The organism is Kribbella sp. NPDC048915 (genome assembly GCF_040649595.1).
In the GTDB taxonomy this organism is placed as follows: domain Bacteria; phylum Actinomycetota; class Actinomycetes; order Propionibacteriales; family Kribbellaceae; genus Kribbella.
The window spans coordinates 34,126-56,664 of sequence record NZ_JBEZFT010000003.1 but is presented as its reverse complement, the minus strand read 5'-3'; the positions used below and the strand labels follow the sequence as shown (position 1 = coordinate 56,664).

General features: G+C 68.9%; 24 protein-coding genes. 7 read left to right on the top strand and 17 right to left on the bottom strand.

Annotation, left to right across the window (positions count from 1 at the left end; translation table 11 throughout):
• Positions 1 to 26: 26 nt before the first annotated feature.
• From AB0B82_RS02575 to AB0B82_RS02555, 5 genes are all read right to left on the bottom strand, one after another.
• Positions 27 to 929 carry a dihydrodipicolinate synthase family protein gene (locus tag AB0B82_RS02575; protein ID WP_360161670.1) on the bottom strand — a complete coding sequence of 301 codons (903 nt, stop codon included), beginning with the start codon at positions 927 to 929 and terminating at the stop codon, positions 27 to 29.
• Entirely contained in the window at positions 926 to 2,644 is a 1,719-nt protein-coding gene (locus AB0B82_RS02570) for a 2Fe-2S iron-sulfur cluster-binding protein (protein ID WP_360161668.1), read from the bottom strand. The genes AB0B82_RS02575 and AB0B82_RS02570 overlap by 4 nt, the downstream gene beginning before the upstream one ends.
• A gap of 172 nt (positions 2,645 to 2,816) precedes the next feature.
• Entirely contained in the window at positions 2,817 to 3,977 is a 1,161-nt protein-coding gene (locus AB0B82_RS02565) for an FAD-dependent oxidoreductase (RefSeq protein WP_360161666.1), read from the bottom strand.
• Between the two features lie 167 nt (positions 3,978 to 4,144).
• A complete protein-coding gene (locus AB0B82_RS02560) occupies positions 4,145 to 4,750 on the bottom strand; it encodes an XRE family transcriptional regulator (RefSeq protein ID WP_360161664.1) in 606 nt (201 codons plus the stop codon).
• 82 nt (positions 4,751 to 4,832) lie between these two features.
• The gene (locus AB0B82_RS02555) at positions 4,833 to 5,885 is read right to left on the bottom strand and encodes an SDR family oxidoreductase (protein WP_360161662.1); all 1,053 of its coding nucleotides are present in this window, start codon (positions 5,883 to 5,885) and stop codon (positions 4,833 to 4,835) included.
• 70 nt (positions 5,886 to 5,955) lie between these two features.
• On the opposite strand from AB0B82_RS02555, the gene AB0B82_RS02550 reads away from it, so the two are divergent.
• Complete coding sequence (locus AB0B82_RS02550; protein ID WP_360161660.1) at positions 5,956 to 6,819, top strand: LysR family transcriptional regulator; 864 nt, start codon at positions 5,956 to 5,958, stop codon at positions 6,817 to 6,819.
• Positions 6,820 to 6,828: 9 nt separating this feature from the next.
• On the opposite strand, the gene AB0B82_RS02545 is transcribed toward AB0B82_RS02550, so the two are convergent.
• Together AB0B82_RS02545 and AB0B82_RS02540 are read right to left on the bottom strand one after the other, a co-directional pair.
• A complete protein-coding gene (locus tag AB0B82_RS02545) occupies positions 6,829 to 7,017 on the bottom strand; it encodes a DUF3099 domain-containing protein (RefSeq protein ID WP_360161658.1) in 189 nt (62 codons plus the stop codon).
• Between the two features lies 1 nt (position 7,018).
• Positions 7,019 to 7,468, bottom strand: a complete 450-nt coding sequence (locus AB0B82_RS02540) for a MarR family transcriptional regulator (RefSeq protein ID WP_360161656.1) — start codon at positions 7,466 to 7,468, stop codon at positions 7,019 to 7,021.
• A gap of 124 nt (positions 7,469 to 7,592) precedes the next feature.
• On the opposite strand from AB0B82_RS02540, the gene AB0B82_RS02535 reads away from it, so the two are divergent.
• Both AB0B82_RS02535 and AB0B82_RS02530 read left to right on the top strand, forming a co-directional pair.
• Positions 7,593 to 8,777 (top strand): MFS transporter, encoded by a 1,185-nt coding sequence (locus tag AB0B82_RS02535; protein WP_360161654.1) that lies wholly within the window; start codon positions 7,593 to 7,595, stop codon positions 8,775 to 8,777.
• Positions 8,777 to 9,595, top strand: coding sequence for an aldo/keto reductase (locus tag AB0B82_RS02530; RefSeq protein WP_360161652.1), 819 nt, complete (start codon positions 8,777 to 8,779; stop codon positions 9,593 to 9,595). The genes AB0B82_RS02535 and AB0B82_RS02530 overlap by 1 nt, the downstream gene beginning before the upstream one ends.
• A 43-nt stretch (positions 9,596 to 9,638) precedes the next feature.
• Here AB0B82_RS02530 and AB0B82_RS02525 read toward each other — a convergent pair whose 3' ends face one another.
• Together AB0B82_RS02525 and AB0B82_RS02520 are read right to left on the bottom strand one after the other, a co-directional pair.
• Positions 9,639 to 10,307, bottom strand: a complete 669-nt coding sequence (locus AB0B82_RS02525; protein WP_360161650.1) for a sortase — start codon at positions 10,305 to 10,307, stop codon at positions 9,639 to 9,641.
• An 85-nt stretch (positions 10,308 to 10,392) separates the two neighbouring features.
• Positions 10,393 to 11,412 carry a hypothetical protein gene (locus tag AB0B82_RS02520; RefSeq protein ID WP_360161648.1) on the bottom strand — a complete coding sequence of 340 codons (1,020 nt, stop codon included), beginning with the start codon at positions 11,410 to 11,412 and terminating at the stop codon, positions 10,393 to 10,395.
• A 258-nt stretch (positions 11,413 to 11,670) separates the two neighbouring features.
• Between AB0B82_RS02520 and AB0B82_RS02515 the strand changes: the two genes are divergently transcribed.
• A complete protein-coding gene (locus AB0B82_RS02515) occupies positions 11,671 to 12,381 on the top strand; it encodes a TetR/AcrR family transcriptional regulator C-terminal domain-containing protein (RefSeq protein WP_360161646.1) in 711 nt (236 codons plus the stop codon).
• Between the two features lie 170 nt (positions 12,382 to 12,551).
• Here AB0B82_RS02515 and AB0B82_RS02510 read toward each other — a convergent pair whose 3' ends face one another.
• From AB0B82_RS02510 to AB0B82_RS02500, 3 genes are read right to left on the bottom strand one after another with little or no spacing between them, the layout of a single operon-like run.
• The gene (locus AB0B82_RS02510) at positions 12,552 to 13,982 is read right to left on the bottom strand and encodes a dihydrolipoamide acetyltransferase family protein (RefSeq protein ID WP_360161644.1); all 1,431 of its coding nucleotides are present in this window, start codon (positions 13,980 to 13,982) and stop codon (positions 12,552 to 12,554) included.
• Positions 13,979 to 14,965: an alpha-ketoacid dehydrogenase subunit beta gene (locus AB0B82_RS02505; protein WP_360161642.1), complete on the bottom strand. Its 987-nt coding sequence runs from the start codon at positions 14,963 to 14,965 to the stop codon at positions 13,979 to 13,981. Before AB0B82_RS02505 ends, AB0B82_RS02510 begins: the two co-directional genes overlap by 4 nt.
• Complete coding sequence (locus AB0B82_RS02500; RefSeq protein ID WP_360161640.1) at positions 14,965 to 16,053, bottom strand: thiamine pyrophosphate-dependent dehydrogenase E1 component subunit alpha; 1,089 nt, start codon at positions 16,051 to 16,053, stop codon at positions 14,965 to 14,967. Before AB0B82_RS02500 ends, AB0B82_RS02505 begins: the two co-directional genes overlap by 1 nt.
• Before the next feature lie 202 nt (positions 16,054 to 16,255).
• Here AB0B82_RS02500 and AB0B82_RS02495 point away from each other — a divergent pair, with 202 nt between their 5' ends.
• Complete coding sequence (locus AB0B82_RS02495) at positions 16,256 to 16,744, top strand: Lrp/AsnC family transcriptional regulator (protein WP_360161638.1); 489 nt, start codon at positions 16,256 to 16,258, stop codon at positions 16,742 to 16,744.
• 66 nt (positions 16,745 to 16,810) lie between these two features.
• Here the strand turns inward: AB0B82_RS02495 and AB0B82_RS02490 are convergent, their stop codons facing one another.
• Positions 16,811 to 17,770 (bottom strand): LacI family DNA-binding transcriptional regulator, encoded by a 960-nt coding sequence (locus AB0B82_RS02490; RefSeq protein ID WP_360161636.1) that lies wholly within the window; start codon positions 17,768 to 17,770, stop codon positions 16,811 to 16,813.
• Between the two features lie 79 nt (positions 17,771 to 17,849).
• Here AB0B82_RS02490 and AB0B82_RS02485 point away from each other — a divergent pair, with 79 nt between their 5' ends.
• A complete protein-coding gene (locus AB0B82_RS02485) occupies positions 17,850 to 19,166 on the top strand; it encodes a Gfo/Idh/MocA family oxidoreductase (protein ID WP_360161634.1) in 1,317 nt (438 codons plus the stop codon).
• Here AB0B82_RS02485 and AB0B82_RS02480 read toward each other — a convergent pair.
• Genes AB0B82_RS02480 through AB0B82_RS02470 form a run of 3 tightly spaced genes read right to left on the bottom strand, consistent with a single transcriptional unit; the run spans position 19,141 to position 21,159 of the window.
• Positions 19,141 to 19,656 carry an AAA family ATPase gene (locus tag AB0B82_RS02480; protein WP_360161632.1) on the bottom strand — a complete coding sequence of 172 codons (516 nt, stop codon included), beginning with the start codon at positions 19,654 to 19,656 and terminating at the stop codon, positions 19,141 to 19,143. The two genes, AB0B82_RS02485 and AB0B82_RS02480, sit on opposite strands and share 26 nt — an antisense overlap.
• Before the next feature lie 27 nt (positions 19,657 to 19,683).
• On the bottom strand, positions 19,684 to 20,088 hold the full coding sequence (locus AB0B82_RS02475; RefSeq protein ID WP_360161630.1) for a VOC family protein: 405 nt from the start codon (positions 20,086 to 20,088) through the stop codon (positions 19,684 to 19,686).
• A 39-nt stretch (positions 20,089 to 20,127) separates the two neighbouring features.
• Positions 20,128 to 21,159, bottom strand: a complete 1,032-nt coding sequence (locus tag AB0B82_RS02470; RefSeq protein ID WP_360161628.1) for a magnesium and cobalt transport protein CorA — start codon at positions 21,157 to 21,159, stop codon at positions 20,128 to 20,130.
• On the opposite strand from AB0B82_RS02470, the gene AB0B82_RS02465 reads away from it, so the two are divergent.
• A complete protein-coding gene (locus AB0B82_RS02465; RefSeq protein WP_360161626.1) occupies positions 21,152 to 22,237 on the top strand; it encodes a 2-hydroxyacid dehydrogenase in 1,086 nt (361 codons plus the stop codon). The genes AB0B82_RS02470 and AB0B82_RS02465 overlap by 8 nt on opposite strands.
• Before the next feature lie 89 nt (positions 22,238 to 22,326).
• Here AB0B82_RS02465 and AB0B82_RS02460 read toward each other — a convergent pair whose 3' ends face one another.
• On the bottom strand, positions 22,327 to 22,524 hold the full coding sequence (locus AB0B82_RS02460) for a hypothetical protein (RefSeq protein ID WP_360161624.1): 198 nt from the start codon (positions 22,522 to 22,524) through the stop codon (positions 22,327 to 22,329).
• Positions 22,525 to 22,539 lie beyond the last annotated feature (15 nt).

The window sequence follows — 22,539 nt, the reverse complement described above, 5'->3', positions numbered from 1 at the left end:
CTCCTGTTCAACCCGCATCCCAGGCCTCATGCCAAGGACTCCACGGCCTTCTTCATGTCCTGCTCCAGCTGCGCCAGGTGCTCGGGGACGAGCGGTCCGCGCGGCGGCCGGCACGGACCGCCGTACCGGCCGACGTAGTCCATGCCGTACTTGATCGCCTGGACGAACTCGGTGCGCGAATCCCAGCGGAACGCGGCGACCAGCGGCTCGTACAGCGCCCGCGCCTCCTCCAGCTTGCCTTGCGTACCGAGCTCGAACAACCGGACCGATTCGGCCGGGAAGACATTCGGGAAGCCGGCGAACCAGCCGGTCGCGCCCATCAGCAGCGCCTCCAGCGTGAGGTCGTCGGCACCGGCGATCACGGCCAGGTCCGGCGCCAGCTCGCGGATCTCGAGGATCCGGCGGACGTCCCCGGAGAACTCCTTCACCGCGACGATGTTGTCGATCTGCGCGATCTCGGCGAGCAGGTCCGGCGTCAGGTCGACCTTGGTGTCGAGCGGGTTGTTGTAGACCATCACCGGCAGGCCGGCCTTGGCGACCTCGGTGAAGTGCGCGATCACCTCGCCGCGGTTCGCCCGGTACATGGTCGGCGGGAGGCAGAGCACACCGTCCGCGCCGTCCTCGGCGGCCTTCTCCGCCCAGGCGCGGGCCTGGTGCGACCCGACGCCGTGCACACCGACGACCACGACACCGTCGTCGCCGACTGCGTCGATCGCAGTCTTCGCCACGGCACGGCGCTCGTCGTCGGTGAGCGATGAGTACTCACCGAGCGAACCGTTCGGCCCGACACCACGGCACCCGTTGTCGATCAGCCACCGGCAGTGCTCGGCGTACTTGTCGAGATCCGGGCGCAGCCCCGCGGGCGCCGACGCGTCCTCGGCATACGGCAGTGCGGTCGCGACGATCACGCCGTCCAATTTCTCGCTCATGATTCCTCCCTGGTTTCCGGTGATGGCGCGACCTCGGCCGCCGCCAGATCGCGCAGCCTCACTGGTACGGCGATCGGTCGTTTCATGCTGACGTCCGGGACTTCGCCCGGCTGCGCGAGGAGCGCGGCCACGGTGCGCGAGCACACGCGACCCTGACACATTCCGAGCCCGGCGCGACTGCTCAGACGCAGTGCCCGGCCGTTGCCGAGGCCGCGGTCGTCCGCAGCGGACTCGAGCTGGCCGCGCGTTACTTCCTCGCAGCGGCAGATCAGGGTGTCCGCGGCACTCCAGCTCTTCCAGCCGTCGCGGATCGGGTAGGCACGGGCGAGCGCGGTGGCGAACCGTCTGCCTCGCTCGACAGCTGTCCGGGCGGAGGCGTGGCCGGTCGACACCGACGTACCGCGCGCGGAGTGGGCAGCGTTGATGCCGGCGAGGGTGCCTTCGGCTGCGGACAGGGCGGCGCCGCCGATGCCGGTGAGTTCGCCGGCTGCGAAGACGCCTGGTGTGCTTGTTTGCTGGTCGGCGTCGACGGTCGCCGCTGGGCCGCCGTCCGGACCGGTGGAGATGGTGCAGCCGGCGGAGACGGCGAGCTCGAGGTTCGCGGTGAAGCCGAAGCCCACGCAGATCGCGTCGACGTCGATGCGGCGCTCGGTGCCGCGGATCGGTCGCCAGTCGCGGTCCAGGCGGGCGATCGTTGCGGCCTCGACATGGTCGGCGCCGTGGGCCGCGATGACGGTCCAGCCGTGGCGGAGGGGAATGCGGTGGCGAGCCAGCAGCACGCCGTACGCCGCGGCCTCGCGGAGCTTGCTGGAGGCAACCAATGGATCGATCGCCCAGCCTTTGCGGACCGTGGACAGTTGATTGGCTTCGAGGAGCTCGGCGACTTCGGCGCCGACGCCGAGGAGTGACTCGGCGACCGGGAGCAGGAACGGACCCGTGCCGGCGACAAGGACGCGGCGGCCGACGGCGATGCGCTGGCCCTTCGCGAGGGCCTGGGCGGCGCCTGCGGTGTAGACGCCGGGGAGATCCCAGCCGGGGAACGGCAGAACGCGGTCGAACGCGCCCGCGGCGAGCACGATCGACTTCGCGTCGATCGCGAACGGTCGGCGGCCGTTGGCATCCGCGGAGCCGGTGTGCGCCCAGAGGCGGTATCCCTCGACCGCCCAGACGGAGGTCTCCGGGAGGTGGGTGATGCGCGGGTGGTTGTGCAGGCGGTCTCGCTGGGTGACGAAGGCTCGCCACTCGTGCTGCAGCCGGTCGGGCCGCTGCGCGGCGAACTCCTCCGGGAGTTGCCGGTTGTACTGCCCTCCGACCGACCGTCCGCTGTCCACCACCAGCACCTCGGCCCCAGCATCCGCAGCCGCGACAGCCGCGGCGATCCCCGCCGGTCCTGCACCCACAACCACCACCTCACACGTCAGCGGCGGTGCGGCGGCGGGGAGTCCAGTTGAGCTGGACGCCGTGGGGAGCACCGCGCCCGGCTGCGTGGTGATGGTGTCGCCGGGGGTAATGGTGCGTTGGCAGGCGCGAATGTCGGGGAGGCCGTTGACGGTGACAAGACAGTCCTGGCAGGCGCCGATGCCACAGAAGACTCCGCGCGGGCGGTTGTGGAGACGCGTGGTGCGCCAGGTGTCTCGGCCGTTGGCGAGGAGCACGGCAGCGACCGTCTGGCCGGCGCGTGCCGTGACGGGCCGGCCGTCGACGGTGACCTCCACCGTTGGCGGTGTTCCTACCTCGGCTGGGTCGTCGGAGCGTGAGCGAAGGTATCCGGTCACAACGTCTCCCGCTTCGAAGGCTCCCGCGAGCAGCAAGCACCCGTCGCCGACGCCGTACGCAAGCACTGCGAGGACTGCGAGACCGGTTGTGGGCGTGGGGCTGTTGAGGTGGTCATGCGGCGATCACCGATGGGCGGTCGATGCGGAACGGTGTCGGGTCGAGATGGGGCGCGAGGCCCAGGAACTGTTCGGTGATGAGGCGACCGGTGGCTGGGGCCAGTCCGATGCCGGCGCCTTCGTGACCGGTGGCGTGCCACAGGCCTTGGATGCGAGGGTCTTCGCCGATGACCGGGAGATGGTCCGGAGCGTACGGGCGGAAGCCGCCGTACGTCCGCATCACCGGGACGTCGCCGAGGAATGGGAACAGGCCGACCGCCTTGCGCGCCAGCTCCTGCAGCACCCGGACCCGGACCGTCTCGTCGAACCCGATCCGCTCCCGGCTCGACCCGATCAGCACCGTCCCGGCGCGGGTGGACTCGACCACGGTCGACGTCTGCAGCTCGGCATCACCACTACCGACCGCGCCGACGTAGTCCGCGTCGTACACCTTGTGCCGCACGCACTCCGGCAGCGGCGCCGTCACAAGAATCATCCCGCGCCTGGGCAGCACCTGAATCGGCGCATCGGCCGCTGCTGCGAACGCGCCGGCCCACGGACCGCATGCATTCAGCACCGCGCCGCACGCGATGTCACCGTCCGATGTGTCGAGACCGACGACCCGGCCACGCGATTTACGCACTCCGAGCGCGGTGACCCCCGATCTGACCTCGCCGCCGCGCTCACGAACGGCCGTCAGCAAAGCAGTCGCCGCCAGCACCGGCTGCACCTGCGCATCGTCCGGGTAGTGCACGCCGACCGTCACCCGTGGCGTGAGCAGCGGCTCGAGCTCGAACACCTCCGCAGGCGAGATCACCCGCGCGACCACTCCGGCCGCGCGCTGCTTGGCTGCGAACGCCCGAAGCGGCTCCGGATCTCCGGTCGCGACGACCACGCCGCCCTTGGCCTCCCACTCCACATCGGCGACCCGCTCGGGCAGTCGCTCGCGCACGACCTCCCACTCGGCCCTGGACGCGACGGCGAGCTCAAGCTCCGGCCCCGGCTCTTTGTCCGAGACCAGGACGTTGCCCTCACCGGACGCCGTCGTCCCCGCGGCCGGACCGTCCCGATCGACGACCAGGACCCGCACCCCGGCCGCCGACAACGCCTCCGCGCATGCCGCCCCGACCATGCCCGCGCCGACCACCACCACATCGGGTGTCGCGGACCGGCGCATGACGGACCTCCTCGGCAGTCGTTCGCTAAAATGAACGATATCGAGCGTACGCGCGCTGCCACCGACCGGTCAATGCACCCAACCGGAACCCACCCGGACCTCATCCGGACCTGAACCGGAACCCAGCCCGGATCCCAGCCGGAGCCGGGCCGGAAACACCCCCCAACCTACCCGGGCAAGTGCGGCCCACCCGCCGCCGACGGATACACGTCCGGGGGGTACTCGAGCAGCAGAACCGACCGCACCACCCCGTCCACCGCCTCGTACGAATGCGACCCCGCCGCCCGAAACGCCAGGTAGTCGCCCGGCCCGAGTTCCACTGTCCGGCCAAGGGCATTGATCCGCAGCGACCCGTCGAGAACGATGTGGTGCTCGGTCCCCGGATGCCCGTCGGACTGCTGCACCGCGTCCGGCCGGATTTCCTGGTTGTAGATCTCGAACAGCCCACCCGGATGCTCGAGCCGCCGCAGCATCCGCAGGTCGATCGCGTCACCCGACAGTACGTCGACGTCCGCGGACCGGACGACGACCAGGTCCGCCGCCGGCGACTCGGCCAGCAGCGCCGACACGGGCACCCCGAGAGCGTTCGACAAACTGAACACAGTCTCGATCGTGGGGTTGCCCGCGCCCGACTCGAGCTGCGACAACGTGCCCTTCGCGATCCCGGAGCGCCGGGCGAGCTCGGACAGCGAGATGCCTTGTTCGTCCCGCCGCGCCCGCAGGTTCGTTCCCAGCAGCTTGCCCGCACCCATCGCCGTCACAGCCCGGAGCATGCCACATCCGGCGACCGCCCCGGCCTGGTCAACCCGGTCGAAACCGCGAACCGGGCCGCCACAGCAGACCGACGAGGCAGGATCACGGGATGACGCGCCGCCGCCGCAGGTCGGCGAAGATCCGGTAGAACATCTGCTCGGTGTCGACGTACTCGTGGAACCCCGCCCGCCGCGACTTCGACGCGTCCGCGAAGAAGTCGTAGTCCCACCCGAACACGAAGTCGGCGAACGGCCACGACGACACCTCGGCGAAGGAGGTCGCGGCCAGGCCGTGCGTCGCCTGGAGCTGTTTCCACACCGGTTCCTTGTCGGCCATCACGTCCTGCAAGGACATCTGCAACGGCGGCGCGACCTCGAGCTCGAACCACGCCGCGAGCTTGGGCCACAGCTCGTTCCACCGGAACAGGTCGCCGTTCGTGATGTTGAACGCCTGGTTCGCCGCGGCCGGTGCGGTCGCCGCCCAGACCGTTGCCTTCGCCAACAACCCGGCGTCGGTCAGCTCCAGCAGCGAGTGGTACGCACCGGGCTTGCCTGGGAACCGCAGCGGTACACCGAGTTCCTTGGACAGCGACGCGTACACAGCGATCGCGACCGCGAGGTTCATCGGGTTGCCGAGCGCCGATCCGCCGACGACGGACGGCCGCAACGCCGACCACGTCCATGCCTTGCCCTGCTGCCGCTCCTCGAGGAACTGCTGCTGGTCGACGTTGAACTCGGGCGGCAGATGCGGCGGATCGTCTTCACGCGCGGGCGTCTTGAACGGTCCGAGGTGCGCGCCGTACACCTTGTACCCCTGCATCAGGCTGACGTGCCGCAGCCCGCGCGCGACCGGCTCGATCGCATCGACGACGTTGACCAGCATCGCGAGATTCGGCGCGACGAGCTCGGCCCAGGTCGGACGATCCTGGTACGCGACGTAGAAGACATGCGTCACGTCGGTCAACCCGGACAGCCTGTCGCGGGTGTCGTCCGGATTCAGCAGATCGACGGCGACATGATGCACCCGCCCAGGTACGTCGGTACCGCCGCGCCGCGACAACCCGATCACGCGCCACTCGGGCAGCGACGCCAGATGCTCGACCAGATTCGTCCCGATCACACCCCGGGCACCGACCACCAATGCAACGTTTCCCATGCCTACAGCCTCGCTGACCTGCACGGATAACACCAACGCATAGTTTTCACCGAGATCATAAACTGACGTCATGGCAACCCTGCGGCAGCTCGAGTACCTCGTCACCGTGATCGATCAGGGGTCGTTCACGAAGGCCGCCGAGCTCCTGCACGTCACGCAGCCGGCGCTCTCCCACCAGATCCGTACCCTCGAACGTTCCGCGGGCGGACCGCTGCTCGAGCGGCTCCCCCGCAGCGTCCGCCTGACGCCGACGGGTCGTGCGATGCTGCCGCACGCCCGCGCTGCCCTAGCCGACGCCGAACGCGCCCGCTGCGCCGCTCGGCAGGCCGCCGGGCTCGAAGTCGGCGAGCTGCAGATCGCGACGTTGTACTCGATCACGCTGGGCGTCCTGCCCGCGGCATTGCGCGAGTGGCGAAGGACCCGTCCGAACGTCGGTATCCGCCTGTTCGAGCATCGCCATACCGACGAGCTCGTCGACGCGATGAACTCCGGCGAGGCCGATCTCGCCGTCGGCCCCGAGCCCGCGAACTGGTCCGGCGTGACCCGCGTACTCGGCACCGAGGAGCTGGTCGTCGTGGTGGCCGCCGACGATCCCGCCGCGACCGGCGACACGATCAAGCTGCAGGACCTGGCCGATCGCGCCTGGGTCCATTACGCGCCCGGCCACGGCCTCGCGGACGTCCTCGACCACGCGTGCGCGCAGGCCGGTTTCGAGCCGCGCATCGCCGTACGGACCGAGCAGACTGCGGCCGCGCCGGCTCTCGCGTCGGCCGGTCTCGGACCTGCGCTGGTGCCCGACAACATCGTCCCGAAGGACTTCGACGGTCACGTGCTGCATCCGAAGCCCGCGGTACGGCGGACGCTCACGGCGTACACGCGCGGCGAACCAGACCCACTGGCAGCGGCCTTCATCGACGTGCTCGCGCGCGCCTGACGCGGAACGTCAGCGCTTGTCCTCGCCCCAGTTGGCGACGATAACGGCAGCAGGAGGCAGTACGGCGGCCACCGCGCTCATCGCGATCGCCGCCGGGACGGAGAAGAGCCGAACGACGAACCAGGCCAGGATGATGAGCGTCAGGCAGCTGCCCATCAACAGGACGTACAGCTTGCGGTTGTCGTAGCGGCGCGCCATGTCACACCTTCAGCGGGAGTTTCCCCAGGGCGTCGACCAGTGGCGCCAGCTCAGGTAGCTCGGCGGCCTGCGTCAGCGCAGACGTCAGTACGGCGTCGTGCGTCGGCTGCGCCTGCGCCAACAGCTCACGGCCGGCCTCGGTGACCTCGGTGTAGATGCCGCGCCGGTCCGTCGGACACAGGTACCGCTGCAGCAGCTTGCGGTCCTCCAGCCGGTTCACCAGGCGCGTTGTGGCGGACTGGCTGAGCACCACCGCGTTCGACAGCTGATTCATCCGCAGGTGGTAGTCGTCCTGCCGCGCCAGTACGTCGAGCACGCTGTACTCGCTCACGGACAGCCCGTGCTTCTTCTGCAGCGCACGCTCGAGCTCGTCCTCGATCCGGGCGTGCAGGGCCGCCAGGGTTCGCCAGCCTTGCGCCCGCGCCTCAGCGGCGTCGTCCGGTAGTCCCACGGCTCCTCCACTTGAACTCTGTCCATGCATGCGCAATCATAGCGCTTGTGCAATAGCCCGCGTATGCAACTATCGCGCACGCCGGTAACAGTCATAAGACTACATTTGAGGAGAACAGAAACCCATGCCCGCGGCTTTGCTCGCGCTCGCGATCGGTGCGTTCGGGATCGGAACCACCGAGTTCGTCATCATGGGGCTGCTGCCCGAGGTCGCCACCGACTTCGGCGTCAGCATCCCGTCCGCCGGTCTGCTCATCTCCGGCTACGCGCTGGGCGTCGTGGTCGGCGCCCCGCTGCTCACCGCGATCGGCTCCAAGGTCTCCCGCAAGACCGTGCTGCTCGCACTGATGGGCGTCTTCATCGCCGGCAACCTGGTCTCCGCGCTGGCACCGTCGTACGGCGTCCTGATGACCGGACGGATCGTGGCGGCGCTGTCGCACGGTGCGTTCTTCGGCGTCGGGTCCGTGGTCGCCGCGTCGCTCGTACCGAAGGCGAAGCAGGCAAGTGCGATCGCCCTGATGTTCACCGGCCTGACAGTGGCCAACGTGCTCGGCGTACCCGGCGGGACCGCGCTCGGTCAGCAGTTCGGGTGGCGATCGACGTTCTGGGCGGTGACCGCGCTCGGCGTGGTCGGACTGCTCGGCATCCTCTTCCTGGTGCCGCGGCAGGACACCACCGAGGGCCCGGGGCTGCGTGGTGAGCTGGCGGTGTTCAAGAACCTGCAGGTGTGGCTAGCACTCGCCATGACTGCGCTGGGGTTCGCCGGCGTGTTCGCGTCGTTCACCTACATCGCACCGATGATGACGGAGGTCGCTGGCTTTTCTGCGGGCGCAGTGACCTGGTTACTGGTCCTCTTCGGCGGCGGACTCGTCGTGGGCAACCTGCTGGGAGGTAAGGCAGCGGACCGGTCGCTGATGCCGAGCCTGTACCTCATCCTGGCACTACTAGCCGCAGTGCTGGTCGTCTTCGTGTTCACGGCGCACGCCAAGCTCCCGTCTGCGGTGACGATCGCACTCTTCGGTGCTGCTGGGTTCGCCACGGTCGCTCCGCTGCAGAAGCGCGTCATGGACAAGGCGAAGGGCGCTCCGGCGCTGGCGTCCGCGGCCAACATCGCAGCGTTCAACCTGGGCAACGCAGCGGGCGCCTATCTCGGCGGGCTCACCATCGAGCACGGACTCGGCTACACCGCGCCCAACTGGGTCGGCGCGGCGCTGGCGATCACCGGTCTGCTTGTCGCACTCCTTTCCGGCCTGCTGGACCGCCGCAACTCCCAGCAGGTGCCCGCACTTGTTCTTGAAGGAAGCCACTGATGATCCCCACCGTGAAGCTCAACAACGGCGTCGAGATGCCCCAACTCGGGTACGGCGTCTTCCAGGTCCCGAACGACGAAACAGCCACCGCTGTGACGCATGCGCTCGAGGCCGGGTACCGCAGCATCGACACCGCGGCGGCGTACCAGAACGAGGCCGGTGTCGGTCAGGCGATCGCCGCGTCCGGTATCGAGCGCAGCGACCTGTTCATCACCACCAAGCTGTGGAACGCGGACCAGGGCTACGACGCCACGCTGCGCGCCTTTGACCAGAGTCTGTCGCTGCTGGGTCTGGAGTACCTGGACCTGTACCTCATCCACTGGCCTACCCCGGCACGTGACCTGTACGCCGACACCTGGCGCGCACTGGAGAAGCTGTACGCCGACGCACGCGTGCGGGCGATCGGTGTCTCCAACTTCCAGCCCGACCACCTGGACCGGCTGTCCGGCATCACGCCGGCGGTCAACCAGGTCGAGCTGCACCCGTACCTGCAGCAGAACGCGGTACGTGCCTACGGCCGCGACTTCGGCATCCGCACCGAGGCGTGGAGCCCGCTGGCGAAGGGCGGGACACTGTTGTCAGAGCCGGTGATCGAGGGGCTCGCCAAGCTGTACGAGCGCACTCCCGCGCAGATCGTGCTGCGGTGGCATCTGCAGCTCGGCAACATCGTGATCCCGAAGTCCGTCACGCCGTCCCGCATTCGCGAGAACCTCGACGTCTTCGACTTCACACTGACCGACCACGACCTCGCCTCGATCGGCGCGCTGGACCGCGGTGAGCGGACCGGCCCGGATCCGGACGCGTTCAACGTGGCCTGACTGCCCGACGTGGGCCCGGCTGCCTGACGTAGGCCCGGCTGCGTCAGGGCTTGGGGACGGCGACGACCACCGCGTTGCTGAGGTAGCCGGTACCGTCCCAGTCCTCACAGGTCACCAGAACAAGGCGGCCGGGGACGGTCTGGTCGAACAGCTTGGTCGCCTGCTTCGCCAGCGTCTTCTTGCGGTACACGGTGACCGACGTGACCACGTAGCTGATCGCACCACGCCGCGTGGTGACCGCGACCGCGTCGCCTTCCTTCAACTGGTCGAGGTCGTCAAAGGCACCGCCGCCGGTGTGCACCGTGTGGCCGGTGATGATCGCGGATCCCTTGGCAGCGCCCGGTCTGGCGCCGTCGGACCACCAGCCGACGAGGAGGGGATTCGACGGCGGTACCAGCGTTCCGCCGCGCGCGCGGATGCTCAGCACGCGCGCAGAGATGCCCAGCCGCGGCACGGACAGCTTGATCGGGTCGCCGGCCTGCGGACGCGCAGTACTGCGGATCTCACGCGGCGGGGCGCTCTGCTGCTGGGACGGCGTGATGGACTGCGTGGTGGACTGCGGCGAACCTGACGGCTGCGACGGCGGTGGGGCGGTCGTGGAGGGCTGGTTCGGCGCGGTGGCGGCGCTGGTCGGACGTGTGGACGGCGAGCTACCGGCCTGCGATGGCTCCTCACTGTCCTTGGGCCTGAACTGCAGATAGGCGCCGGTCACCAGAAGTGCAACGCCGGCTGTCCAGGCCGCGATCGCCCACCAGGAGGGGCGTGCGCGGCCTGGACGGCGGCGTTTCGGCGTGGCGTCAGGCAGAGTGCTGGCCCCGACGCTGCAGTGTCTTCGCGCCACCGGCGATCAGCAGTGCCGCGCCGAGGCACAGCAGCGCGATGCCGCCGACACCCTGGCTGCTCGAGAGCGCCGAAGTGTTCTGCGTACCGCCGGACAGGCCGGCGTCGATGTTCGTCGGCACGTCCGCGGGCGGCGTGGTCGTGGTGCTGTCCGACGGGGTCCCGGACGGAGTGGCCGACGGCGACTCGGACGGCGTGTCCGAGGGCGTCTCCGACGGGGTCTCGCTCGGCGTCTCGGAGGGAGTCTCCGACGGGGTCTCGGAGGGCGTCTCGCTCGGCGTCTCCGACGGAGTCTCGCTCGGGGTTTCCGACGGTGTTTCGCTGGGCGTCTCAGAGGGAGTCTCGGACGGAGTTTCGCTCGGGGTCTCGGACGGAGTTTCCGAGGGAGTCTCGGAAGGCGTCTCAGACGGAGTTTCCGACGGAGTCTCGCTCGGGGTCTCCGACGGGGTGTCGCTCGGCGTCGGGGTCGGCGTAGTCGTGACCTGCTTGACGCAGAACGTCACGTGGCTGATGCCGTAGAACTTGCCGTTGTTGGAATTCACCGGCGTGTGCAGGCCGGAGCCGGCCGTGGTCCCGGTCGGCTGGTAGTCGTAGAAGTTCGCCGCCGGCCCGCCCTTCATCAGGGCTCCGAGCACGACGCCGCCAGCGGCCGTGAAGTCCACCACCTCACCGCCGGACTGGTCACCAGGGTGATCGGGGTCGTCCCCGTCCAGCGTCCGCGTGCTCCAGGTGACGGTGACGCCGTCCGCGGTGTCGGAGCCCGGGGTCGGCGGGTCGAACTTGATCTCGGTCGAGCCTGGGATCACGTTCTCGCAGTTCGGGTTCCCGTCGATGATCGCGCCGCTGGCCGAGGCGGACGGGGCGGTCGCGAGCGCCAGGCCGCCGAGTGCGAGCGCCAGGGCGCCGGCTCCCCCCAGCAGTCCGACCACGCGGGACTTCTTCGCGCCCTGGGACGCGTTCGTCGATGACTTGTTCACAAGCTTTCCCCATTGTCGATGCCGGTCGAGCGACCGGAAGGCGTCGTTTCATCCGGCCTTCGATCCGGCCCCCTCTGAAACGTCAACCCTCGGCATTGTGGTGACGGCCAACGATCGACGCAAGCCGAACGCGCGCGACGCGCCGGGGTCCTTACATTTCGAGACCGAGAGTTGATCTCGGGCAGCCGTGAGTAGTTGCCGGGCGCTACTAAAGCAGTGTTTTAGGATCTGACACGCTGTATTGCTATGCTCCGCCGGGTGGCGCGTGAGGCGGATCGGAAGAGCGTGCTGGGATCGGTGTGGTTGCGCGAAGAACCGGCGCCCACCCGAGCCGCATTGACCCGCGACGACATCGTCGCGACCGCGATCAAAGTGCTGGACCGCGAAGGGCTGGAGACGTTCTCGATGCGGCTGATGGCCGCCGAACTGGGGACCGCGGCAACGTCAGCGCTGTACTGGCGCATCGCCAACAAGAACGACCTGCTGGAACTGGTCGTCGACGAGATCTTCGCGGCCGCGCTCGAGCCGACGCCCGACGAGGGCGACTGGCGGGAGCAGGTGACCGCAGTCGTCCAGGCCACCTATCGCGCGTTGTCCGAGCATCCGTGGGCGTGCGAATTGCTGGCCTCGCATGCCGGTCTGGGCCCGAACTACCAGGCGCTGACCGAACGCCTGCACAGCATTCTGCGTATGGCAGGCTTCCGCGGAACGCACCTGGTGTCCGCGGTTTCCGCGATCTTCCACTACCTGATCGGCTCGGCTGTCGCCGATGCCGCCTGGCTTGCCGTCGTACGGCGAAGTGGACTGGACGGATCGCACTGGGCGTCGGAGTCCGCCGGGCGGATGGGTCTCGACGAGGAGCAACTCGCGGCCTACCTGGATCGGAACAGTCACGCGGGCCCGGAAGCTCGGTTCGCCGCCGGCCTCCGGCTCATCCTGGTCGGCTTGCGCCCACGACAGATCTCCTAGCACGGAAGGCTGCTCCCGCGCGGCGCACCGCGACCGCGCGCCGACGGCTCTTGCGGTTTCCTGCAGTTTCCTGCGTTCCTGCAGTCTCCTGCGTTCCAGCAGTTGCCTGCGTTCCTGCAGTTTCCTGCGGTTTCCGGCGCGGCTGATCACGCGCCGGAAACCGCTGGATCTCAGAGATCCGCGAACGCGGACGCCGGGTTCTCGAAGGCGTCGGCGACGAACCGGAGGAAACCGGCCGCCGTCCCGCCGTCGCAGACGCGATGGTCGAACACGAGTGACAGTTGGGTGACCTTGCGGACCGTGAGGGCACCGTCGACCACCCACGGACGGTCGATGATCCGGCCGACGCCGAGGATCGCGACCTGCGGGTGGTTGATGATCGCGGCGCTGCCGTCGACGCCGAAAGTGCCGTAGTTGTTGAGGGTGAACGTGCCGCAGGTCAGCTCGTGCTGGGTCAACCCGCCCTGCCGCGCGGACTCGGTCAGGCGGCGGATCTCGGCGTCCAGACCGCGGGCCGTCAGCGCGTGGGCGCCGGCGACGGCCGGTACGACGAGACCGCGGTCGGTCTGCGTCGCGAGGCCGAGGTTCACGCCGTCGTACTGGACGAGTTCCGCCCGCTCGGTGTCGACGAAGCCGTTGAGTTCCGGGTACTTGAGCAGGCCGGCGACGACGAAGCGGGCCATCAGCGCGAGCAGGCCGGGCCCCGGGTCCGATGCCGTGCGCAACGATGCGCGGAGGTCGACGAGGGCGGTCGCGTCCACGTCGACCCACGTGGTCGCCTCGGGGATCTCGGCCCGGCTCCGGCTCAGCGTCGCGACGACCGCCTTCCGGAAACCGCTCATCGGCGCACGCCGCAACTCCGGCAACCCGGTCCGCGAGGACGCCTCCGCCAGACCCGCCCCGGCACTCGCGGCAACGGACGAGGCCGCGGGGCTCGGCTGGGCAGCGCTCGGCTGGGCGGGGCTCGGCTGGGCAGTGGCCGACTGGGCGGTGACCTGGGAAATCGGTTCGCCCTGAAGACGACGCGCGATCGCTTCCTCGACGTCGCGGCGCACGATCAGGCCGTCCGGCCCGGATCCGGTCAGCGTGCGCAGGTCCACCTCGGCGTCCCGGGCCAGCCGCCGTACCAGCGGTGAAACCACCAACGGCACGCGCCGCCGCCCGGCCTCGGCATCCAGCGCGGCGGCCGTCGGAACCACGGGCGAAGCAGTTTCCGGAAAGTTTCCTGCGCCTCGTACCGACGTGTTTCCGGACCGGGCCGAACGCGGCCGGCGACGCCGCCCGGTCGACCCGGTGGACTGGGTGCCGTAACCGACCAGGACGTTGCCCGACCCGGCGCGTTCCTCCTCCCGGTACGCCGCCCCGGACGGGTCGCCGATCGTGATGAGTGGCTTGCCGACCGGGATCGTCGTCCCGGGGTCGCCGTGCAGTTCCTCGACCACACCGCCGTACGGCGACGGCAGTTCGACGATCGACTTCGCGGTCTCGACCTCCGCGACCGGGGTGTCGACGGTGACCACGTCGCCGACCTTCACCAGCCACCGGACGATCTCGGCCTCGGTCAGACCCTCACCGAGGTCAGGAAGCAGGAACGTGTTCACGAATCCTCCCACTGCAGGTCGTCGACCGCGTCCAGGATCCGGTCCACACTCGGCAGCTGATACTTCTCCAGCTTCGGCGGCGGGAACGGAATGTCGAACGCCGTCACCCGGCGAACCGGCGCCGCCAGCGAGTGGAAGCACTTTTCGCTGACCCGGGCAACGATCTCCGACGACACACTCGCGAACCCGCTCGCCTCGGCCACGACGACGGCCCGTCCGGTCCGTCGTACCGCTGCGCACACGGTTTCCTCGTCGAACGGCACCACCGACCGCAGATCGACCACAGACAGCTGCCGCCCCTCGGATGCGGCCACCTCGGCGGCCTCCATCGCCACCGGAACCGCCGGACCGTAGGCGATCAACGTCGCATCCGCGCCTGCGCGGCGGACCACCGCCTGCCCGATCTCCGGCTGCGCTTCGGTGAGGTCGACCTCTTCCTTGGCCCAGTAGAGCTTTTTCGGCTCCATGAAGACGACTGGGTCCGGAAATTCGATTGCCTTGCGCAACAACGAGTACGCGTCCGCCACGGTCGCCGGCGTCACCACGGTCAGACCGGGCGTGTGTGCGAAGTAGCTCTCCGACGAGTCGCTGTGGTGCTCCACACCGCCGATGCCACCGCCGTACGGGATGCGGATCACCATCGGCAGCGACACCCGGCCGCGGGTCCGGTTGCGCATCTTGGCGACGTGCGAGACGACCTGCTCGAACGCCGGGTAGGCGAACGCGTCGAACTGCATCTCGACGACCGGGCGCATCCCGTTCATCGCCATCCCGGCTGCCATGCCGACGATGCCCGCCTCGGCGAGCGGCGTGTCGAAGCAGCGGTTCTCGCCGAACTCGGCGGTCAGCCCGTCGGTGATCCGGAACACGCCGCCGAGCGCGCCGACGTCCTCACCGAACATCACCACGGTCTCGTCGGCGGCCATCGCGTCGCGCAGCGCTTGGTTGAGCGCCTGCGCCATCGAGATCTTCGTGTGCGTCATCAGGCCTCCTCACGAGCGAGTTCGTCGCGCAGGAACGCGGCCTGCTCGCGCAGTTGCTGCGTCTGCTCGGCGTACAGGTAGCTGAACAGATCGGCCGGATCGACCTCCGGCTCCGGCATCAGCCCGTCGCGCAGCCGCGTCGCGACCTCGACGGCACCGGCCTCGGCGCGCTGCTTCACGTCGTCGTCCAGCCATCCTTGGGCCTCGAGGTACGTCGTCAGTCGCTGGATCGGATCGCGCTCCAGCCAGGGCGCGACCTCGGAATCCTGCCGGTACCGGGAGGCGTCGTCGGCGTTGGTGTGCGCCTGCACGCGGTACGTGTGCGCCTCGATCAGCTGTGGCCCGGCACCCGATCGCGCCTTTTCGACGGCCTGTCCGAGCAGCGCGATCAACCCGGCAAGATCGTTGCCATCGGCCCGTTCTCCCGGAATGCCGTACCCGATGCCCTTGTGCGCCAGCGACGGCGCCGCGGTCTGCCGAGCCAGCGGCACCGAGATGGCGTACTCGTTGTTCTGGATGAAGAACACCACCGGCGCCTGGAAGACCGCGGCGAAGTTCAACGCCTCGTGGAAGTCGCCCTCGCTGGTCCCGCCGTCGCCGACGAGCGCCATCACGACCGTGTCCGCACCCTTCAGCCGGGCCGCGTGCGCGACCCCGACCGCGTGCGGGAGCTGCGTCGCGAGCGGCGTCGCCTGCGGCGCGACCTTGTGCTCGTACGGGTCGTACCCGGAGTGCCAGTCGCCGCGCAGCAGCGTCAGCGTCTCGATCGGGTCGACCCCGCGGCTCATGATCGACACCGAGTCGCGGTACGTCGGGAACAGCCAGTCGCCCTCGCGCAGCACCATCGTGGCGGCGAGCTGACAAGCCTCCTGACCGTACGACGACGGATAGACCGCGAGCCGGCCCTGGCGGACCAAGGCACTCGCCTGCTCGTTGAACCGGCGGCCCTTGATCAACTGTGTGTACCCGTCGACGAGCACGTCCCTGGACGGCAGCTCGTACGACGGGTGAGGCTGCGGAACGCCGTACTGATCGATCAGACAGACGGGCTCCGCGGAGGGGAGCAACTGCTCCTCGACGAGCCTCATCGGCGTCCTCGCTTCGCTCCGGGCGCCGATGAGGCGCGAAGTAGACAGTGTTTGACGGTGAACTCGCTTCGCTCGCTCACGAAACCCTCCAGCGCAGGGAGACGGACGGTAGCCACATCGTCGTCCCTGATGGCCATTTTGATCCAGACCTGGAATTATTGGGAGACATTTGGTCAGCGCCTGAGGCGGGGAGGTCGTACGAATGTCCGACGACGTGATGGTCCACCGGGCCGGGCCTGGACAGATTGTCGTCGCGCCGGCGCTCGACGAGATCGATCGGCAGATCATCGAGGCGCTCGGACGGGACGGACGGCTCTCGATCCGGGCGCTCGCGGACGCCGTGCACATCTCCCGGGCGAACGCCTACGCCCGGGTGGAGCGACTCACCGACACCGGCGTGATCACCGGCTTCACGGTCACCGTCGACCCGCTCCGACTCGGTCTCGGAACGTCGGCGTACGTCACGCTCAGTCTCCGCCAGAGCTCGTGGCGGACGGTCCGGAAACAGCTGCAGGAAATTCCGGAAATCAAGCACATGGCGCTGGTCGGCGGCGACTTCGACGCGATCCTGCTGGTCCGCGCGGCGGACAACGAGGGGCTGCGCCGCCTGGTACTGGAAAAGCTGCAGGCGATTCCCGAGGTCCTCGCGACCCGGACCGCGCTGATCTTCGAGGACGTCGGAACGCTTTAGTCGGAACGCTTCAGCCGAACCGCTTCAGCCGAACAACCTCAGTCGGACCGCCTCAGTCGGATCGCTTCAACAGCCGCAGGACCGGCGCAGGATCAACTCGGTCGGCAAGGTCAGCGCCTCCGTCGAGTCGGCACCGTCGATCACCCGTTGAACCGCTTCACTCGCGAGCTGCTCGACCGGCTGGCGGACGACGGTCAGCGGCGGCCAGGTGTACTCGGTCTCCGGCGTCCCGTCGAAGGCCGCCACCGCCACCTCTCCCGGCACGTCCACGCCCGCCTCGTGAAGCGCTCGCAGCACACCGATCCCCTGCAGATCGGAGCTCGCGAAGATCGCCGTCGGCTCGGCGTGCAAGAGCGTCTGCGCCGCCTGGTATCCGCCCGCGCGGGAAAACGCAGCACGCGCGATCGGCCCATCCGGCAGCCCGGCCGCCTGCAGCGCGTCCCGCCAGCCGAGTTCGCGCTCGGGATGACCGGCGCCGCCGATCACCAGGCCGATCCTGCGATGGCCGTGCGAGATCAGGTGTTCGACGCCGAGCCGGGCGCCCTCGCGGTACGCCGGCCGCACTGAGCTGACGGTCGGCAGCGCGCGGTTGATCGCGATCACCGGGACCTCGACGTCGTCGAATGAAGGATCCGCGGTCGGCGCGACCAGGACCAGCGCGCTCACCTGACGGGTGAGCAACTCGGTGATCTTCGCGCGCTCCGTGACCGGGTCGCCGTCGGCGCTCGTCTGCAGTACGACGTACCCGCGCGCCGCCGCCTCGCGGTCGATCGCCTTGGCGAGCTCGGCGAACAGCGGATTCCCGCCGTCCGGGGTGATCAGCCCAAGCGTGCGCGTGGTCCCCATCCGGAGCGCCCGCGCGGTCGCGTTCGGCCGGTACCCGAGTACGCGGATCGCATCCAGCACCCGCTCCCGGGTTTCCGGCGCCACTTTCCGCGGGCCCTCGTTGACGACGTAGCTGACCACCGCCGTGCTCACACCGGCGTACTCGGCCACGTCGTTGCGGGTCACCGGATCCTTGGGCATGCAGTGATGGTACGACGGTTGACCGGAGCGGAAAGCGGTTGCTAGCGTCAGCTGTCTACACGAGTAGAAGGAGTTCACCGTGCCCAGACGCTACGCGGTCGCCGGAACCGGCTCACGAGCGCAGTCGTACATCCGCGCGATCCTCTCCGACCACCCCGACCAGGCCGAACTCGTCGCCCTGCTGGACCCGAACCCGGGACGGCTGGCCTTCCACCAGCGGTACGTCGCGAGCCTCGGCGGCAGCGAGCTTCCGGAGTACGGCGCGGACGACCTCGAGCGGATGGTCAAGGAGCAGAGCGTCGACCGCGTGGTGGTGACCAGCCCGGACTACACGCACGCCGCGGTCGTGTCGCGGTTGCTGCGCGCCGGCGCCGACGTGATCGTCGAGAAGCCGCTGACCATCGACGCCGACGGGACGCGGCAGATCGTCGACGCGATGAACGAGTCGGGCAAGTCCGTCGTCGTCACGTTCAACTACCGCTATTCACCGCGGAACAGCGCACTGCGGCAGCTGATCCAGGACGGCGAGATCGGGCAGGTCACCAGCGTCGAGTTCCAGTGGGTGCTCGACACCCGGCACGGCGCCGACTACTTCCGCCGCTGGCACCGCGAGAAGAAGAACTCCGGCGGCCTGCTGATCCACAAGGCGTCCCACCACTTCGACCTGGTGAACTGGTGGATCGCCTCGGCACCGAAGCGGGTGTTCGCGTCCGGCGCGCTGGCCTTCTACGGCTCGGAAAACGCTGCAGCTCGAGGTCTCGCTGAGCGACCGACCCGCGGTACTGTCGATGGATCGGCCAACGATCCGTGGCTGCTCGACCTGCGCGCGGACGACACGTACCGGGAGTTGTACTACGAGAGTGAGAAGTACGACGGGTACCTGCGCGACCAGGACGTGTTCGCGCCCGGCATCACGATCGAGGACAACATGTCCGTGATCGCCGAGTACGCCAACGGTGCGCGGCTGAGCTACTCGCTGAACGCACACTCGCCGTGGGAGGGGTACCGGGTGTCGGTCAACGGCACGCTCGGTCGCGCCGAACTCGAGGTGGTGGAGCGGGCCGCGGTCGTCGACGACCAGATCGACCCGAGCTACCCGTCCGGCAAGGTGATCGCCGGCGACGTGCGGGCGAACGGCGAACGGCTGGTGCTGCAGAAGCACTGGGCCACGGCCGTCGAGGTCGAGATCCCGCGCGGCGAAGGCGGCCACGGCGGTGGTGACAAGCTGATCTACCAGGACCTCTTCGTTGGCCCCGGCAATGATCCGCTCGGGCGCGCGGCCGACGTCCACGACGGTGTGCGCGCGGTCGCGGTGGGCATCGCCGCGAACGAGTCGCTGGCGTCCGGACAGCCGATCGTCGTCGCCGATCTCAATCTCGGTGGCTGGTCGAGCTAGCCAGTCCGGTGTCGTCGAGGATCTGCTGGACGGTCGCGTCGAGCGAGCTGGTCTCGTCGATGACCGTCTCCTGCGGCCGTTCCAGCAGATCCCGATGTGAATACCACTCCGCCAGGTCCGCGGCGGAAAACGCATTCGCCTTCGCCCGCGTGGCGTGTCGACGCACAGTTTCCTCGAACGACACGTCCAAGTAGTAGAAGTGCCCCCCGCAGTCACCGGCGAGCTTCGCGAGCATCCCGCCGTACCGGACCGTGGGCAGAATGCCCTCGACCACGGCGTGGAATCCGCGAGCGAGAGCATACCTGGCCATCTGCCCGATCAAGCCGATGTTCGCGCCGTCGGGCTCGGCGAGCTCCTGGAAGACGGTCCGGCGGACGTAGTCCTGCTCGATGTACGCGATGCCGCGGCCGTACTGCTCACGGATCGCCTCGACCACGGAACTCTTCCCGGATCCTGAGTTGCCTCGGACAACGATCAGCTGCGGCGCCACGTTTCCGGACTGTACCTTGGATCCGGGCTACTGGCCGGGGCGGTGCGTGCCGAAGGTCCACTCGTACCCTTCGGGGTCGACGACCCGGCAGCGGTAGTTGCCCCACTCGGAAAGCTCGGGTTTCCACACAGTTTCCGCGCCGGCCGCGGTCGCCTTCGCGAAGATCGCGTCGACCTCGTCCGGAGTGTCGAACCCGAGGTACAGGCCGTGCCCGACCGTGTCCCCCTTGCGGGCCGGCCAGTCGTAGCCGTCCTCGTCGGTGAACAGCGTGAACGCGACTCCGCCGTACCGCATTTCGGCATGCATGATGCCGCCCTTGCCGTCCGGCACCTCCATCGACGTCTCGAACCCGAACGCCTTCTCCAACCACCGAAGAGCCCCGACCGCGTCGCGGTACCCGAAGTACGCGTAAAGCGTTGCTGTGTTGGTCATAAGGCCAGCCTGGCCAAGGAAGCGGCCAGGAGACGGCCGCTACCCGATTCCTTTCTGTGCAGCACGACCCGGCGTCGTCCGGCGGGATGCTCGTTGACGGTGGAACCAGATGGCGAGGGCGGCGCACGGCACCACCAGGCCACCGATGCCGAAGACGAGGAAGTCCCACTCGGCGCTGATGCGCTCGACCAGCCAGCCGAAGTTCTGGCCGAAGAAGCCGGTGACGAACGTCAGCGGCAGGAAAACCGTGGCGAGGATGGTGAGCTGTTCGATGGTCGCGCTCTGCCGGACGCTGACCTTGGTCTGCTCGACGCCGATCACCGCCATGTTCGCTTCGAGGACGGTGGCCAAGAGGTCGCGCTGAGCGGCTACTTCCTCGTTCACCAGGACCAAGTGGTCGTGCACGTCCCGGAAGTACGGCAGCAGTGCGGTGTCGCGGGCATCGCGCTCCAACGTTGCGAGCACGGCCAGCAGTGGATGGACGGCTCGGTAGAAATCGGTGACCTCGCGGCGCAGGAAGTAGATCCGTTCGGTCGGTGCGACCGCACCGGCGAACACGGTCCGCTCGACCTCTTCGATGTCGCGTTCGAGCTCCGCGACGACCGGCGTGTACCCGTCGACGACCTGGTCGAGGATCGCCCAGAGCACCGAACTCGTGCCGCACTCCAGCAGTTCGGGGCGCTGCTCGAGCCGGATCCGCGCACCGTGCAGGTCGCTGGCGACCCCTTGACGGACCGTGATCACGAACGCCGGGCCGACGAACACGCTGACCTCACCGAAGTCGACCTCCTCGCGCGCATCGTCGTACCGCGCGGTGCGGAGGATGACCAGGTGGATGTCGCCCTCGTACGGTTCGACCTTGGGGCGGAGGTGGAACGTGCGGGCGTCCTCGACGGCCAGCTCGTGCAGGCCGAAGCTGTCGCGAACCTCGGCCAGTTCCTCCGCGCTGGGCTCGAACATGCCGAGCCAGACGAACCCGCCGGCCTGGCAGGCCGCGGCGGCGTCCGCGACCGACATCGCCTCGACGTGCTGGCGGCGTCCGTCCCGGTAGTAAGCGCAGTCGATGATCATGATGACCTCCCCACCCCGATCGTCGTCGCTGCGACCGCCGGGGCACCAGACCGCGACGGACCAGATGCTGGGCGGCTTCCTGGCACGCACCGCGGTCGTCGACAAGGATGGCGGCATGGGACTACCAGTCGTACTGATGCCAGGACCGATGCACGAGGCGGTCGCGCCCGGGTTGGAGGGTCACTGTGAGCTGATCCGGCTGTGGGAGGAGGCCGACCCGGACGCCGTACTCGCGGCGCGCCGGGACGAGATCGTCGCCGTCGCGACCGGCGGTACAGCGATCGACGGATCGTACCTCGACCGACTGCCCGCGGTCCGGCTGGTGGCCAGCTTCGGCGTCGGGTACGACCGGATCGACGCGACCGCCGCGGCCGAGCGTGGCGTCGTGGTCACGAACACCCCAGGCGTCCTGGACGACGAGGTCGCCGACACCGCACTCGGTCTGCTGCTGATGACGGTGCGCGAACTCGGGCAGGCGGAGCGGTACCTCCGCGACGGCAAGTGGGCCGACGGCCGGCCGTACCCGCTGACCCGCGCGACGATGCGCGGACGGCGGATGGGGATCCTCGGCCTGGGCCGGATCGGTCAGGCGATCGCGGACCGCGTCCAGGCGTTCGGGATCAGCGTTGCGTACCACAACCGCAGCCCGAAGGACGTCCCGTACGAGTACTACGCATCGCTCGTCGAGCTGGCCGCGGACGTCGACATCCTGATGATCGTCATTCCCGGCGGTGACAGCACGCGGCACCTCGTCGACGCCGACGTACTCAAGGCGCTCGGTCCCGAAGGCATCGTCATCAACGTCGCGCGCGGGACCGTGGTCGACGAGCAGGCGCTGGTCGACGCGCTCCGTACCAACACCATCCACGCCGCCGGCCTGGACGTCTTCGAGCACGAGCCGAAGGTCCACCCCGACCTGCTCACCCTCCCGAACACGGTCCTCCTCCCCCACGTCGGCTCCGCCACCGTCCCCACCCGTACAGCCATGGCCAACCTGGTCGTCGAAAACCTGGTCACCTTCCTCACAAAGGGAGCACCGGTCACCCCTGTCCCGGAGTCAGCCCCACTGGTGAAGTAGCCGCCCCGACTCAGTCATTGGGTACTGCGGATACGACCCGGATCATCCGGTTCGCGGTCGAGGGGACAGTGGTTCCCAACCGCGAGCTCCTACCCAGAACGCAGCCAGTCGATCGTCGAGACATGGGACAGCCAGTAGGTGAACATGACCACGTCGAACGCGCCCGCTGCGGGTGCCAGGCGAAACGTCGGCGACGACATAGTCTCGCGGTTCGCGACGGTACGGCGACCGCGACGTGGAACGCCGTACCGCTCACCACCCCCGAACTCGAGCTGCATCTGCGACACCCGCTGATGACACGT